Source organism: Micromonospora sp. BQ11, assembly GCF_052068135.1.
Classification (GTDB): Bacteria; Actinomycetota; Actinomycetes; order Mycobacteriales; family Micromonosporaceae; genus Micromonospora.
This window is the reverse complement of the sequence record NZ_JBQHDB010000011.1, coordinates 166,919-181,464: the sequence shown is the minus strand read 5'-3', so window position 1 is coordinate 181,464 and position 14,546 is coordinate 166,919. Positions and strand designations below refer to the sequence as shown.

15 protein-coding genes are annotated in these 14,546 nt (G+C 73.8%); 9 read left to right on the top strand and 6 right to left on the bottom strand.

What is annotated here, in order from left to right; genetic code table 11:
* The first annotated feature begins 17 nt into the window (after nt 1-17).
* The 4 genes from aroA (at nt 18) to ACTMSW_RS22865 (ending at nt 4,275) form a co-directional block, all read left to right on the top strand.
* Entirely contained in the window at nt 18-1,319 is a 1,302-nt protein-coding gene (gene aroA / locus ACTMSW_RS22880) for a 3-phosphoshikimate 1-carboxyvinyltransferase (protein WP_441182720.1), read from the top strand.
* Between the two features lie 121 nt (nt 1,320-1,440).
* A complete protein-coding gene (rsgA, locus tag ACTMSW_RS22875; RefSeq protein WP_441182719.1) occupies nt 1,441-2,472 on the top strand; it encodes a ribosome small subunit-dependent GTPase A in 1,032 nt (343 codons plus the stop codon).
* Nucleotides 2,473-2,533: 61 nt separating this feature from the next.
* Complete coding sequence (gene hisN / locus ACTMSW_RS22870) at nt 2,534-3,352, top strand: histidinol-phosphatase (protein ID WP_441182718.1); 819 nt, start codon at nt 2,534-2,536, stop codon at nt 3,350-3,352.
* Between the two features lie 59 nt (nt 3,353-3,411).
* Nucleotides 3,412-4,275 (top strand): hypothetical protein, encoded by an 864-nt coding sequence (locus ACTMSW_RS22865; protein WP_441182775.1) that lies wholly within the window; start codon nt 3,412-3,414, stop codon nt 4,273-4,275.
* Nucleotides 4,276-4,325: 50 nt separating this feature from the next.
* Here ACTMSW_RS22865 and ACTMSW_RS22860 read toward each other — a convergent pair whose 3' ends face one another.
* The gene (locus tag ACTMSW_RS22860) at nt 4,326-5,585 is read right to left on the bottom strand and encodes a glycosyltransferase (protein WP_441182717.1); all 1,260 of its coding nucleotides are present in this window, start codon (nt 5,583-5,585) and stop codon (nt 4,326-4,328) included.
* 220 nt (nt 5,586-5,805) lie between these two features.
* Here ACTMSW_RS22860 and ACTMSW_RS22855 point away from each other — a divergent pair, with 220 nt between their 5' ends.
* From ACTMSW_RS22855 to ACTMSW_RS22845, 3 genes are all read left to right on the top strand, one after another.
* Entirely contained in the window at nt 5,806-6,804 is a 999-nt protein-coding gene (locus ACTMSW_RS22855) for an SDR family oxidoreductase (protein WP_441182716.1), read from the top strand.
* A 59-nt stretch (nt 6,805-6,863) separates the two neighbouring features.
* A complete protein-coding gene (locus tag ACTMSW_RS22850; protein WP_441182715.1) occupies nt 6,864-7,589 on the top strand; it encodes an ATP-binding protein in 726 nt (241 codons plus the stop codon).
* 111 nt (nt 7,590-7,700) lie between these two features.
* Nucleotides 7,701-8,273, top strand: coding sequence for a DUF5709 domain-containing protein (locus ACTMSW_RS22845; protein ID WP_441182714.1), 573 nt, complete (start codon nt 7,701-7,703; stop codon nt 8,271-8,273).
* 50 nt (nt 8,274-8,323) lie between these two features.
* On the opposite strand, the gene ACTMSW_RS22840 is transcribed toward ACTMSW_RS22845, so the two are convergent.
* Nucleotides 8,324-8,980, bottom strand: a complete 657-nt coding sequence (locus tag ACTMSW_RS22840; RefSeq protein WP_441182774.1) for a response regulator — start codon at nt 8,978-8,980, stop codon at nt 8,324-8,326.
* A gap of 67 nt (nt 8,981-9,047) precedes the next feature.
* On the bottom strand, nt 9,048-10,175 hold the full coding sequence (macS, locus tag ACTMSW_RS22835) for a MacS family sensor histidine kinase (RefSeq protein WP_441182713.1): 1,128 nt from the start codon (nt 10,173-10,175) through the stop codon (nt 9,048-9,050).
* A gap of 120 nt (nt 10,176-10,295) precedes the next feature.
* On the opposite strand from macS, the gene ACTMSW_RS22830 reads away from it, so the two are divergent.
* Complete coding sequence (locus tag ACTMSW_RS22830) at nt 10,296-10,757, top strand: ATP-binding protein (protein ID WP_441182712.1); 462 nt, start codon at nt 10,296-10,298, stop codon at nt 10,755-10,757.
* Between the two features lie 136 nt (nt 10,758-10,893).
* Here ACTMSW_RS22830 and ACTMSW_RS22825 read toward each other — a convergent pair whose 3' ends face one another.
* The gene (locus ACTMSW_RS22825) at nt 10,894-11,832 is read right to left on the bottom strand and encodes a ribose-phosphate diphosphokinase (RefSeq protein WP_441182711.1); all 939 of its coding nucleotides are present in this window, start codon (nt 11,830-11,832) and stop codon (nt 10,894-10,896) included.
* Between the two features lie 58 nt (nt 11,833-11,890).
* Nucleotides 11,891-12,724 (bottom strand): phosphoribosylaminoimidazolesuccinocarboxamide synthase, encoded by an 834-nt coding sequence (locus ACTMSW_RS22820; RefSeq protein WP_441182710.1) that lies wholly within the window; start codon nt 12,722-12,724, stop codon nt 11,891-11,893.
* A 166-nt stretch (nt 12,725-12,890) separates the two neighbouring features.
* On the opposite strand from ACTMSW_RS22820, the gene ACTMSW_RS22815 reads away from it, so the two are divergent.
* Nucleotides 12,891-14,222: an ABC transporter substrate-binding protein gene (locus tag ACTMSW_RS22815; RefSeq protein WP_441182709.1), complete on the top strand. Its 1,332-nt coding sequence runs from the start codon at nt 12,891-12,893 to the stop codon at nt 14,220-14,222.
* Nucleotides 14,223-14,276: 54 nt separating this feature from the next.
* On the opposite strand, the gene ACTMSW_RS22810 is transcribed toward ACTMSW_RS22815, so the two are convergent.
* Nucleotides 14,277-14,528 carry a hypothetical protein gene (locus tag ACTMSW_RS22810; protein WP_441182708.1) on the bottom strand — a complete coding sequence of 84 codons (252 nt, stop codon included), beginning with the start codon at nt 14,526-14,528 and terminating at the stop codon, nt 14,277-14,279.
* Nucleotides 14,529-14,546 lie beyond the last annotated feature (18 nt).

Below are 14,546 nucleotides of genomic sequence, written 5' to 3'. Positions count from 1 at the left end.
CACGGCAGAATGTAACCGTGGGGAACCCGACCGCGACCCGGCCGCCGCAGCCGTGGACCGCTCCGACCGCCTCCGACCCGATCGGCGTCACGCTGCGCCTGCCGGGCTCCAAGTCGCTGACCGCCCGCGCCCTGGTGCTCAGCGCACTGGCCAGCGGGCCGTCGACGCTGGCCGGGCCCCTGCGCGCCCGGGACACCGAGCTGATGGCCGCCGGGCTGCGGGCGATGGGCGCGCACATGTCGATCAGCGACGACGAGCGCTGGTTGGTCCGTCCGTACCCGCTGGCCGGCCCGGCGCACGTCGACGTGGGGCTGGCCGGCACGATCATGCGGTTCGTCCCTCCGGTGGCCGGCCTCGCCGACGGGCGGATCACCTTCGACGGCGACCCGCAGGCCCGCGTCCGTCCCCTCGGCCCGCTGATCGGGGCGCTGCGCTCCCTGGGCGTCCGGGTGGACACCCCCGGCCCCGGGAGCCTGCCGCTGACCGTGCTCGGCGCCGGCCGGGTGGCCGGTGGCGAGGTGGTGATCGACGCGTCCGCCTCCAGTCAGCTCGTCTCCGGGCTGCTGCTGGCCGCGCCGCGCTTCGACCGGGGCGTGGTGGTCCGGCACGTCGGCCCGCCGGTCCCGTCGGCGCCGCACCTGCGGATGACGGTGCAGATGCTCCGGGCCGCCGGCGCGGCGGTGGACGACACCACCCCCGACGTGTGGACGGTCGAGCCGGGGCCGGTGACGGGTCGGGGCTGGGAGATCGAGCCGGACCTGTCCGGTGCGGTGCCGTTCTTCGCCGCCGCACTGGTCACCGGCGGTGAGGTGACGTTGCAGGGCTGGCCGCGCAGCAGCATGCAGCCGGTCGAGCAGCTGCGCACGCTGCTGACCCGGATGGGCGGGGACGTGAGCCTCTCCACCGCCGGGTTGACCGTGCGCGGCACCGGCACGGTGCACGGCCTGGACGCCGACCTGTCCGACGTCAGCGAGCTGACCCCGGCGCTCACCGCGCTCGCCATGCTCGCCGACTCGCCGTCCCGGTTCACCGGCGTCGCGCACATCCGGGGGCACGAGACCGACCGCATCGCCGCGCTGGCCCGCGAGTTCACCGCGCTGGGCGCGGACCTCACCGAGTCCCGCGACGGGCTGGAGATCCGGCCCCGCCCGCTGCGCGGCGGGACCTTCCGGACGTACGCCGACCACCGGATGGCGCACGCCGCCGCGGTGGCCGGTCTGGCCGTGCCGGGCATCGAGGTGGACGACGTGACCTGCACCTCGAAGACCATGCCGGAGTTCCCGGCGCTATGGTCGGGAATGGTGACCGGCAAGAGCTGACGCGACAAGGGGGCGGGTCCTGGCGACCAGGCGACGCGAGTACGACGAGGACGACGTCCGGGTCCGACCGGGAAAGTCGTCGCGACCGCGTACGCGCACCCGACCCCGGCACGCCGACGCGGTGGACGGGTTCGTGATCGCGGTGGACCGGGGCCGGTACACCTGCGTCCTGCCCGACGCCGGTCCGGACGCACCCCTGGTGACCGCGATGCGCGCCCGCGAGCTGGGCCGCAAGTCGGTGGTGGTGGGCGACCGGGTCGGCCTGGTGGGAGACACGTCGGGCGCGGACGGGGCGCTGGCCCGCATCGTCCGGATCGCCGAGCGGCGGTCGGTGCTGCGGCGCACCGCCGACGACGACGAGACCACCGCCGAGGGACGACTGGAACGGGTGGTCGTGGCCAACGCCGACCAGCTCGTGATCGTCAGCGCGCTGGCCGACCCGCCGCCCCGGACCGGGTTCATCGACCGGTGCCTGGTGGCCGCGTACGACGCCGGGATCGAGCCGCTGCTCTGCCTCACCAAGGCCGACCTGGCCGGCCCGGAGGCGGTGCTCGGGTACTACGCCGAGCTGGAGCTTCCGTACGTGCTGATCCGCCCCGACTCCGATCTGGACGCCCTGCGCAGCCTCCTCGCCGGGCGGATCTCGGTGATGGTCGGGCACTCCGGGGTGGGCAAGTCCACGCTGGTCAACCGCCTGGTCCCGGACGCGGCACGCGCGGTGGGCGTGGTCAGCGCGATCGGCCGGGGCCGCCACACCTCCACCAGCGCGGTGGCGCTGCGGCTGCCGGCACCCGACCGGGGGGACGACGCCCGGCGCCACCAGCCCGACGCCGCCGAGGGCTGGATCATCGACACCCCCGGCGTGCGCAGTTTCGGGCTGGCGCACGTCTCCGCCGACAGCCTGCTGCACGGCTTCCCGGACCTGGTCGAAGGGACGGTCGACTGCCCGGCGAACTGTCCGCACACCGCCGACGAGGCCGAGTGCGGCCTGGACAAGTGGGTGGCCGCGGGCAAGGCCGACCAACGGCGGCTGGCCTCGTACCGTCGCCTGCTGGCCTCCCGGTCCGGCGACGGCGACGGTCGCGGCGAGGCCGAGCACCGCGGGCCCGGCGAGTCCTGGGCCGGCGAGGGCGATCCGCCCGCCGCCGGGTGACACCCCGCCCACCGACCTGCCAACTGCCCCCCGTACCGGACGCACGCTACCGTTTCCTCCCATGACCGGGTACGCCGACGACCTCGCCCTCGCCCACCTGCTCGCGGATGCCGCCGACGCCGTCTCGACGGCCCGGTTCCGCGCGCTCGACCTGCGGGTCGAGGCCAAGCCCGACCTCACCCCGGTCTCCGACGCGGACACCGCCGTCGAGCGCCGGATCCGCGCGCTGCTGGCGACGCACCGGCCGGGCGACGGGCTTCTCGGCGAGGAGTACGGCGAGCAGCCCGCGACCGGCCCGGATGGCCGGCGCTGGGTCGTCGACCCGATCGACGGCACCAAGAACTTCGTTCGTGGCGTGCCGGTCTGGGCCACCCTGATCGCGCTGCTGGAGGGCGACCGGCCGGTCGCGGGGCTGGTGTCCGCGCCGGCCCTCGGCCGTCGCTGGTGGGCGGCGCTCGGCGAGGGGGCGTACGCGGGCACGGACGCCGCGAGCGGCACCCCGATCCGGGTCTCCGGCGTACGGGACCTGGCCGACGCGAGCTTCTGCTACTCGTCCCTGACCGGGTGGGAGGAGGCCGGCCGGCTCGACGCGGTTCTCACCATCATGCGCGACAGCTGGCGCAGCCGGGCGTACGGCGACTTCTACGGTTACATGCTGCTGGCCGAGGGCGCACTGGACGTGATGGTGGAGCCCGAGTTGTCGCTGTGGGACGTGGCCGCGCTGGTGCCGATCGTCACCGAGGCGGGCGGCACCATCACGACGCTGGAGGGTCGTCCCGCCCCTGGTGGCACCGATTCCGGGGACCTCAGCGCGGTTGCCACGAACGGCGCACTGCACGCCGACATCCTGGCCCGGCTCGGTCGGGCAACCGCGCGCTGACCCCCGGCAGCCTCTATCCTCGCCAGGTGGTCTCCTCCGGCTGGTGCTTCCTCGCGGCGATGATCGTCGCGTACGGCGTCGCCAACCTGCTCCAGTCGGTCGCCGCGGCCCGCACCACCGTGCACCACACGTTCGACCCGGCGCTGCTGCTGCGGCTGGCCGTGCACCGGACGTACCTGCTCGGGCTGGGCTGTCAGGTCGCCGGCTTCGTGCTGGCGTTCCTGGCCCGCCGGGACCTGCCGCTGTTCCTGGTCCAGGCCAGCGTGGCCGCCGGGCTGGGGGTCACCGCGGTCCTCGGCGTGGTGGTGCTGAAGTGGCGGCTGCCGGCCGCCGAGGTGGCCCTGCTGGTGCTCCTGTTCGCCGGGATCAGCGGCCTCGTGCTGGCCGCCCGACCCGCGCCGTCCAAGCAGCTCGGCACGGAGGGCCTGGTGGCGCTGGTGGTGGCGCTCGGCGTGATCGGGGCGCTGGGCTTCTTCGCCGTACGCCTGCACGGCGCCCCCGGTTCGGTGGCGCTGGGCTCGCTGGCCGGGATGGCCTTCTCGGCCGCCGCGGTCGCCGCCCGTCCGCTGGCCTCCGCGCCGTCGATGGAGGCGTTCGCCCGCGACCCGCTGCTCTACCTGCTCATCGCGCACTCGATCGTGGGGCAGCTGCTGCTCGGCCTGGCCATGCAGCGCGGCTCGACCACGGCGGCGGTGGCCGCGATGGACGCCGCCGGCGCGGTGCCCGCGGCGATCGTCGGCCTGCTGCTGCTCGACGACAAGATCTGGCCCGGCCGGGAGTGGCTCGCCGCCACCGGGTTCCTGGTCACGCTAGCGGCGGTCATCGGGCTGACCCGGTACGCCGAGCCGCAGCACCACCAGGCCGTCGTCCGGGAGCCGGACCGCGCGATGGTGGGCGTCGGCTCACCGGGCCGGCCGGGCTGACCGTCCACTCAGCCATCACCCGGCCGACCCGGACCGCGACCGCCTGAGGCTCAGGCGGCCTCGACCGAGCCCGGCATGACCGTCTCGGGCACCACCGGGGTCTCCTCCACGGCGATCTCGACCGGCCGACGGCGTCGGACGACCCGCTCGTAGAGCCGCTCCAGCGCGCCGGCCGTCCGGTCCCACGTGTAGCTGCACCGGACCCGGTCCACCGCCGCGTGCCCGTACGCGAACCGGCTGGCGTTGTCGGCCAGGAGCCGGCGCAGCGTCACGCCGAGGGTCCGAACGTCACCCGGCGGTACCAGCCGCCCGGTGACCTCGTCCACGACGGAGTCGGCGATGCCGCCCAGCGCGTACCCGACGACCGGTACGCCGCAGGCCATCGCCTCCAGGGAGACCCGACCGGCGGATGAGTAGTGCGGAGTGCACGCGACCACGTCCGCCGAGCGGTACCAGGTGGCCATCTGCTCGTGCGGGACCGCCCCGACCAGCTTCACCTGGTCGGCCACGCCGTTGCGCTCGGCGACCTCCCGCAGGTGTCGCGCCTCGGCGTGGTCGGCGAGTTCGTCGGCCGGCGGACCGCCCGCGATCACGAGTTCGGCGTCCCCCACGAGGCGCATGGCCCGGATGAGGTCCTCCACGCCGTGGCCGGGTGTGAGCCCGCCGACGGAGAGGATCCGGGGGCGCTGGTCCCGAGGGGCCGCCTCCCCGTCGGGGTGGAAACGCTCGGTGTCGACGCCGGGCGGCACCATCGCCACCGACGTACGTTGCAGGCCCATCCGGGTCAGCTCGTCGACTTCGTCGTTGCTCTGCGCCACGGCGACGTCGACCGCGCGGGTCAGCGCCCGTTCCAGGGGGATCCGCTCCCCCGGCCCGTCGTAGCGGCCACCGAGGTGGCGTAGCTGCTCGACGCCGAGACTGTGGAAGGTCTGCACGACCGGGATGTCGGTCTCGCGGACCGCGTGCGCGGCGGCCAGACCACCGATCCAGTAGTGCCCGTGCACCACCTCCGGCGCCCAGTCGCCGGCCCAGCGGTCGGCCAGCCAGCGGCCGTACCGGGTCACGTACGGCACGAGTTCCGCCGTCGAGATCGAGGCGGCCGGCCCGACCGGCACACGCTCCACGCGGTACCCGTCGAGGGTGGCGGTCTCGGGCAGGTTCGGGTCGTCGCGGCGTTCGTAGACCCGGACGTCATGGCCTCGTGCGGCCAGTTCGGCGGCGACCTTCGCGATGTGCTGGTAAGTGCCGACGGCGGATCCGTCGACACGCCTGGTGGGGTCGGCGTGCGCGCAGACGAGGCCGACGCGCATGGTGCACCTCCATGCGATCTTCTCAGCGGTGGTCCTGCCGGTCAGAGCGTCCCATTAACCGAAGGCCCGGGAGCCGAAACCTGGCAGATCGGAAAGAGGCTGACGGGTGCCGCAGAAAGTTGCGGCTCGGCAAGCACCGATCGGGCGGCCGGACGCGTGCCTCGACGATTCGCCGCCACTCGGTTCGCATGACCACTGCGGACCGGGGTACCGGCGAAGAATGCCTCTGACCCGCAACCTCACCGACGCCGTCGTGGTGATCACCGGTGCCTCCAGCGGGATCGGCATGGCCACCGCGTACGCCCTCGCCGAGCGCGGCACCGCCGTGGTGCTCGCGGCACGCAGCGAGCCGGCCCTGCACGAGGTGGCCCGCCACTGCCGGGACCTGGGCGGGCGGGCGCTCGTGGTCCCGACCGACGTGACCGATCCGGTCGAGGTGGAGCGGTTGGCCGACCGGGCGGTGGCCGAGTTCGGCCGCATCGACGGCTGGGTCAACAACGCCGCGGTCAGCGCGGTCGGGCTCTTCGACGAGATCCCGGTCGAGGAGTTCCGCCGCGTGCTGGAGGTCAACCTGCTCGGGACCGTGTACGGCATCCGGGCCGCCCTGCCGCATCTCGGCGCGGCCGGCGGCGGAGTGCTGGTCAACAACGCGTCGGTGCTGGCCGAGGTGGCCATGCCGTACCAGTCCGCGTACAACGCCGCCAAGCACGGCATCCGGGGACTGGCCGACACGGTCCGCCAGGAGCTGCGGGTGACCGGCCGGAGTGCCATCTCGATCTGCACGGTCCTGCCGGCGACCATCGACACCCCGTTCTTCGGGCACGCGGCCAACCACAGTGGCCGGGAACTCGTACCCCCGCCGCCGGTCTACCCGCCCGAAATGGTGGCGCGGACCATCGTCCGCCTGCTGCGCCGGCCGCGCCGCGAGGCGTACGCCGGTGGGGCCGCCCGGCTGATCGGCCTCCAGTGGCGGCTCGCCCCGGCGGTCGCCGAGCGGGTTCTCGGCTGGTACGTGCACCGCACCCAGTTCGGGCCCACCGCCCGGGTCGACAGCACCGGCAACGTCTTCCACCCGGACGCGCGGGCGCGACGGGACGGCGGCTGGCACGGGCGGCGCCGGCAGATCGTCCGGATGACCGCCGCCTTCGGACTGGCGGCGGCCGGAACCGCGGTCGGGACGATGGCGGCGATGACCCGGCGAGCCCGGGCGGACCGCTGATGAACAGGGCCGACCGGCCGGATGCACGGTCCGCGCCGGCGTTGCACAATGAGACGATCATGCCGACCGAACTGCGTTGCCTGGTGGAGACGGACGAGTCGTCCGGTGTCGTGCGGTTGACCGGCGTGCTCGACAGGTCCGGCGTCGACGCGGTCCACGACGCACTGATCACCCGGCTCACCGACCGGCCCGGCCCGGTGGTCGTCGACCTGATCGGCCTGCGCATGACCGATCCGGTCGCCCGGAACGTCTTCGCCGGGGTGCGCCGCGAGATCGTCGACTGGCCGGCGGCGGAGTTGATGGTCTGCGACCCCACCGGCGCCGTCGGCGGCGTACCGACCTGGCCGACCCTCGACCGGGCGCTGGCCGCGCTGGCCGAGACCCCGATGGCCGCCGTGCTCACCGCCGACCTCCCTCCGGAGGTGGGCGCCGCGCGGCAGGCCCGGGCGCTGGTCACCGACGGCTGCGCCCGGTGGGGTGTCGCCGAGCTGGCCGAACCGGCCTCCATCGCGGTCACCGAGATGGTCAACAACGTGGTGGCGCACGCCCGGACGCCGATGACGGTCCGGTTGGCCCCCCGCGACAGCAGCCTGCACCTCGCCGTCCGCGACCACTCCGCCCGCCGGCCGGCCTTCCGGGGGCTGGCCCCGCTGGACTCGGCCGGCGGACGCGGCCTGCTCCTCATCGACACGCTCGCCCGCCGCTGGGGCAGCACGCCGCTGCCGGACGGCAAGATGGTGTGGTGCGTGCTGCACGCCGAGGACGAGGTCGCTCACCGCAGCTGACCCGGTTTCTTCCGCCCGGAATATGGGAGAAGGTTCCCCTCATCCCGCTTATGCCCCAATGGCTACCGCCGGTACCGGTTACGCCGGGAGGGCAGTGGGTAGTGATCCGACATGCGCGACGACGAGTACCCGACCCCCGTGTCCGACCCCGAGGCGGAGGGCCTGCCCGACACCGCCGACGACGACTCGACCGCCAACGACGACGTCCTGACCGGACGCGAGGCGGACGGCCCGGAACCGGCGCAGCTGCCCGGCGACCGGACGCCGGTCGCGGTGGACCGGTTCGGGACCACCGCCGAGGAACAGCTTGACGGCGAGTCGCTCGACTACAAGCTCGATCGCGAACAGTACGAACGGCCCGCCGACGACCCGCTGGCCGGTCCGGTCGACCCGGACATCGCCGCCGAGGCCGACAGCGAGGAGCAGGCCGCCCAGGCGCAGCTCGACGCGGACGTGATCAACCCGGGCCCGACCTCCGACCCGAACTCCCCGGTCTCCCTCTACGACCACGGCCAGCTCGGCAGCGTCGCCGACGCGCAGGTCGGGCGCCTGGTGGAGCCGGACGAGGGAGCGCACACCGACCAGGAGACCGACTCCGTCGCGTACGACGCCGGTTCGGCCGGCGGCGGCGCGACGGCGGAGGAGCTGGCCATCCACGAGACGCGCCCGCCGCACTCGGTCTGACGCCCGGCGTGGACGGCCGCCGGCGGGCCCGACCCGCCCGGCGGCCGTCCTCACCCGTCCAGGCCCTGCTCGATCGCGTACCGCGTCAGCTCGACCCGGTTGTGCAGCTGAAGCTTGCCCAGCGTGTTCTGCACGTGGTTCTGCACCGTGCGGTGGGAGACACCGAGCCGCTCCGCGATCTGCTTGTAGGACAGTCCCTTGGCCACCAGGCGCAGCACCTCGGTCTCGCGGTCGGTCAGCCGGGGCGCGACGCCACCGGCGGTCTCCGACGCGCCGGCCCCGCCGCCGGAGGGCACGGCCGCCAACCGGCGGTACTCGCCGAGCACCAGCCCGGCCAGGCCGGGCGTGAAGACCGTCTCCCCGGCCGCCGTCCGCCGCACCGCGTCCAGGAACTCGGCGGGGGCGGCGGACTTCACGAGGTAACCGGTGGCCCCGGCCTTCACCGCGTCCAGCACGTGCTGGTGTTCACCGCTGGCGGAGAGCATCAGGATCCGCACCTCCGGCAGCGCGGCGCGCAGCCCGTGGATCACCTCCACGCCGGAGATGTCCGGCAGTTGCAGGTCGAGCACCACCACGTCGGGTCGGGCGGCGGCGGCGACCCGCACCGCCTGGCGTCCCTCCCCGCTGGTGGCCACCACCAGGTGACCGGCCTCGGTGAGGTCGCGCGCCACCCCCTCCCGCCACATCGGGTGGTCGTCGACCACCATCACCCGCGCCACGGGCCCCCCATTCGTCCGGTGCCGGCGGCCACGTCGACCGCCGTACGACCGGCGGTCACGTCGGCCGCCGGGGCACGACCAGTTCCAGCTCCGTACCGGCACCGGGGGCGGAGGTGATCCGCGCGGTGCCGCCCAGATCGGCGAGACGGCCCTGGATGGAACGGGAGACACCCATCCGTCCCTGTGCCGCCGCCTCGGCCAGTCGACCGTCGGCGATGCCGGGTCCCTCGTCGCGGACCGACACGGTCACCGTGTCCCCCTCGTCCTCGACCAGCACCCACGCCCGGCCTCCGGCGTGCCGGGCCACGTTGTCGAGGGCCGCGCCGGTGGCCGCGGCCACCTCGCGCGCGACCGCTCCGGGCAGCGGCACCGCACCGGCCGGCGCCGAGATGGAGACGAGCGGGGAGGCGTACCGGTTGAGCAGCGCCCGCAGGTCCACCTCCCGGCCGGCGTCGGTGACCGGCGCGGGCGCCACGTCGCTGATCAGCGCGCGCAGGGCCGCCTCCTGCTCCCCCGCGAGCCGGGCCAGTTCACCGGCCTCGCCGTCCAGGTGGGCACCACGTCGCTGCACCAGGGCGAGCACCTGGAGGACCGAGTCGTGGATCCCGCGCGCGAGGCGTTCCCGCTCGCGGGTCGCGGCCTCCAGCTCGACCGCCTGTTGCAGCCGCTCCTCGGCGGTGACCGCGAGCCGGGCCACGTGCCCCACCACCACCCCGGCGAGCAGCATGAGGATCGCGCCGTTGAACGCCGACGGCGTCACCGCCCCCCGGGTGCCGAGGTCCGCGGCGGCCAGGACGAGGGCCGCGACCGTACCCCGCCGCCGTCCGCCGGAGACGGCCCACGCGAGCACCGGGCCCGCCAGCCAGGCCACCGCCAGGGTGGGCGACCCGGCCGCCAGCGCCGCGCGTCCCACCACCCAGGGGGTGACCAGCACGATGCCGAGGACGACGCCGAGGTCCGCCAGCAGCAGCGGCCACCGCCGCCAGACCGGGCGGGCGTAACCGGCCACGGTGACGGCCGTCCAGGCCGCCATCACCAGCACCAGGCCACCGGCGGCGAACGGGTGCGCGTACCGGTCGGCGTCCCGCAGGGCCAGCACGACGACGTATGCGAGGGAGGCGACCCGGTAGACGCCGATCGCCCGCCAGAGCGGGACCTCGAACCCACCGGACGACGTCGCCACGGCTGTCACGATGCCACAGCCCCACGTATGCACAAGGACCGGCAGGTGCGGCACGGGAAACCCTGACGTACGGTGGAAAAGCCGCGAAAAAGCCGAGGATCCGCTGTCGGGGACGGGGCCATGACGAACGCAGAACCGGACCCACCGCGTACGGTTGTGCCCATCGAATCTGCCCCCCTGCTCGCCCAGGCCTTCGACCAGGCTCAGGTGACCGAGCTCCGACACTCGGTCACCTCCTGCGCGCACGCCGCCGGGCTCGGCGGCCAGCGCCTGGACGACTTCGTGCTGGCGGTCAACGAGCTGATCACCAACGCGGTCCGGCACGGCGGCGGCCGGGGCTGGTTGCGCCTGTGGCGGCAGTCGGGGCGGCTGCTCTGCGAGGTGTCCGACCTGGGGCACGGCATCAGCGCCCACCGGCTGAACGACCGCAGCCGCCCCGCACCGGAGACCGCCGGCGGGTGGGGCCTCTGGCTGGCCCGGGAACTCAGCGACACGATGGAGGTCGAGACCGGCACGGCCGGCACCCTCGTACGGATCAGCGCCACCGTCAGCACCCCCGAAACCACCAGCCCCCAAGACTGACCCCCACCCCGCCCCCGGCCCCCGGCCCCCGGCCCCGGCGATCTTGCACTTTCGGTCGGGACAAAAAGTGCCGATCCCCCCATATCGGCGCCCGAAAGTGCAAGATCGCGGCGTATGTGCGGGGAGAGGGTGCCGGTCAGGCGAAGAGGGCGCTGACGGACTCGCCGTTGTGGATGCGTCGCATGGCCTCGGCCAGGGCTGGCGCCACCGAGAGCACCTTCAGCTTGGGCACCCGCTTGTCGGTCGGTATGGGCACCGTGTTGGTGCAGACGATCTCCAGTACGCCCTCCTGCTCGCTGAGCCGGGTCAGGGCGCCGGCGGAGAAGAGACCGTGCGTACAGGCCAGGCGGATCGAGCGGACGTTCCGCTCCCGCAGGTGCTCCATCAGCTCGATGACCGTGCTGCCCTTGGCGATCTCGTCGTCCAGCACGATCACGTCGCGGTCGGCCACGTCGCCGATCACCGCGCTGATCGTGACCCGGTCGTCGCTGAACCGCTGCTTCGCGCCGGCCGCCACCGGGGTGCCGAGCCGACGGGCGAACGCGGCGGCCTCCTTGGCGTTGCCCAGGTCGGGCGACACGACCACGGTGTCGGACAGGTCGTACCCGGCGAAGTGGGCGGCCAGCTCGCGCAGCGCATGCAGATGATCGACGGGAACGCTGAAGAAGCCGTGCACCTGCGGGGAGTGCAGGGTCATCGCCAGCACCCGGTCCGCGCCGGCCGAGGTGAGCAGGTCGGCCACCAGACGCCCGCCGATCGAGATGCGCGGAGCGTCCTTCTTGTCCGAGCGGGCGTACGCGTAGTGCGGCAGCACCACCGTGATCCGGCCGGCCGACGCACCCCGCGCGGCATCGATCATGAGCAGCAGCTCGACCAGGTTCTCCTGTACCGGAGGCACCAGCGGCTGGATCAGGAAGACGTCCCGCTCCCGGCAGTTGGCCTGCAACTGCACTTCCAGACAGTCGTTGGCGAACCGGGAGACCCGCACCGGGTGCAGCGGCACCCCGAGGTGGGTGCAGATCTCGGCCGCGAGGTCGGGATGGGCGGTTCCACTGAAGACCGCGATGTCGCGCACGTTCGCACATCGTACGGATCAACCCGGACGTCGACGCCCCGACGGGCGGGCGGGACCGTCAGTTCCAGCGGTTGCCGGTGAGCTTCTCGTAGACGTCGACGTAGCGGGCTCGGGTCGCCTCGACCACCTCGGCCGGCACCTCCGGAGCGGGGGCCTGCTTGTTCCAGCCGCTCTCGCTGGCCCAGTCCCGGACGTACTGCTTGTCGTAGGAGAACTGCGCGCGCCCCGGCTGGTACGACTCGGCCGGCCAGAAGCGGGACGAGTCGGAGGTGAGCAGTTCGTCGCCGATCGTCAGGGTGCCGTCCGGCGCCCAACCCAGCTCGATCTTCGTGTCGGCGACCAGGATCCCCCGGTCGGCGGCCAGTTCGGCGCCGCGTCGGTAGACGTCGAGGGTGATCCGGCGCAGCCGCTCGGCCGTCTCCGCGCCGACCTTGTCGATCACGTCGTCGAAGCTGATGGGTTCGTCGTGCTCCCCGACCGGCGCCTTGGTCGACGGGGTGAAGATCGGCTCGGGCAGGATCGACGCCTCCACCAGCCCGCGCGGCAGCGCGACACCGGAGACGGCGCCCGTGGCCTGGTACTCCTTCAGGCCGCCGCCGGTCAGGAAGCCCCGGGCCACGCACTCCACCGGCACCATCTCCAGCCGACGGCAGCGGATCGCCCGCCCGGCGAACTCCTCGGGCACGTCGGTCGCCGAGACCACGTGGTTCGGTGCCAGGTCGGCCAGCTGCTCGAACCACCACAGCGAGAGGGCGGTGAGCAGTCTGCCCTTGTCCGGGATCGGCGTCGGCAGCACCACGTCGTAGATCGAGATGCGGTCGGAGGCGACCAGGATCAGGTCGTCGCCGTCGGCGTACAGGTCCCGGACCTTGCCGGAGTGCAGAAGTTCCACGCGCCCTAGTACACCACGTTGCCTGCGTACGGCCACCGCCGGTGGCGCGGGCGTCGATGCGTACACCCACCGGGTGCGGCACCGCCCCGGACGGACGTTGACACCCTCCCGCGTCACCTGCGTGAATTATCCGGCCCCTCCCCGCAGCACCCGCCAGGAGACCCGCGTGCCCGCACCCCGCCCGTCCGCCTTTCGCCCCGGCGCGGACCCGGGTCGACGTCGGGTCCTCGCCGCGCTGCTCGGCACGCCACTGCTCGGTGCCGGCGGACTCACCGGGTGCAGCGACGATTCCACCGGTCCGGTGGCGACCGGGCCGGTCGAACTGTCGGTCTTCTGGTACGGCGACCGGAAGCGGGCCGAGATCACCGAGAAGGCGCTGCGGCTCTACTCGGAGCGGAACCCCCAGGTCAGCTTCCGGGTCACCTGGCAGGGTGCCGACGGCTACCACGACCGGCTGGCCACCCAGGCGGCGGGCGGCAACGTTCCGGACCTGATCCAGCTCGACGACGGCGTGCTGACCGAGTACGGGCTCCGCGAGATCATTCTCGACCTCAGCCCCTACACCGCCGACAACCGGCTGGACCTGCGGGCGCTGCCGGACGGCCTGGTGCGCTACGGCCAGGTCGGCGGACGGACCATGGGCGTCGCCGCGGGCCAGACCGTCGCGGCGGTGGTCTTCAACCGCGACCTTCTGCGCCGACTGAGCCTGCCCGAGCCCCGCACCGGGATGTCGTGGCCCGAGTACGTCGACTGGGCGCAGCAGGTCACCGAGGCCAGCGGGCGCCGGGTCGCGGGGACGATGGACCCCTCCGGTGACTACCGCGCCTTGTGGATGTGGCTACGGGCCCAGGGGGCGGAGTTCTACCGGGGACGCGATCTGGCGTTCGACAGGGAGCAACTGCTCCAGTGGTTCCGCCTCTGGCAGGACGCCCGCCGGGACCGGGCCACCCCCAGCGCCGCCCTGATCGAGCAGGCGGACAACGAGAACCTGACCCGCCAACTGGTGATCACCGGGGCGGCCGCGGCGTCCTTCGCGTGGGCCCACCAGCTGCCGGCCCTTCAGCGCCTCACCGAGGACGAACTCGGCGTCGCGGGCATCCCCGGGCCGGCCGCCGTGCAGTGGGCCCGAGCGTCCATGTACTGGACGGTCTTCCGGGGCACCCGGCATCCGGCCGTGGCCGTCGACGTGATCAACTTCCTCACCTCGAACGGCGAGGCCGGTATCGTCCTCGGCCACGAGCGGGGCCTCAACCCGAGTCTCGCGGTGCGCCGCTACACCGAGGGCAGCCTCACCGACGCCGCGCAGCGGCGCGCCGCAGCCCTCGGGGCGGAGTTGGCGGACAAGCTCGGGCCGGCCCCCAACCCACCGCCGAAGGGCCACCCCGAGGTACGCAACCTGCTCCTGGCCGCCGCCGAGAGCGTCCGCTCCGGCACGGTGGGAAACCGGCAGGCCGTGGACCGTTTCCTCCTCCGGGCCGACGCCGCGCTGGCCACCTGACCCGCCCCGGCGTGGCACCCGGCGCGGCCGGGCGCCACGGCCGGAACGACCCGCTCAGCGCGGCGGGCCGCCTCGGCGGTTGCGCATCATGCGCAGGACCAAGAAGACGATCAACCCGACCACGACCAGGCAGCACAGCAGGCCCAGGATGCCGAAGCCACCGCCGCCCCGACGTCGGCGAGCGGCCTCCATCACCAGCTCGCCCGGGCCGGTGGACGCCCAGGCCGCCACAGGTACGAACACCGACAACACGACCGCACCGAGGACCGCGCTGAGCCGGCCCCACCACTTCCCGAAAGATGACATGCCCCCATCCTCGCCGAG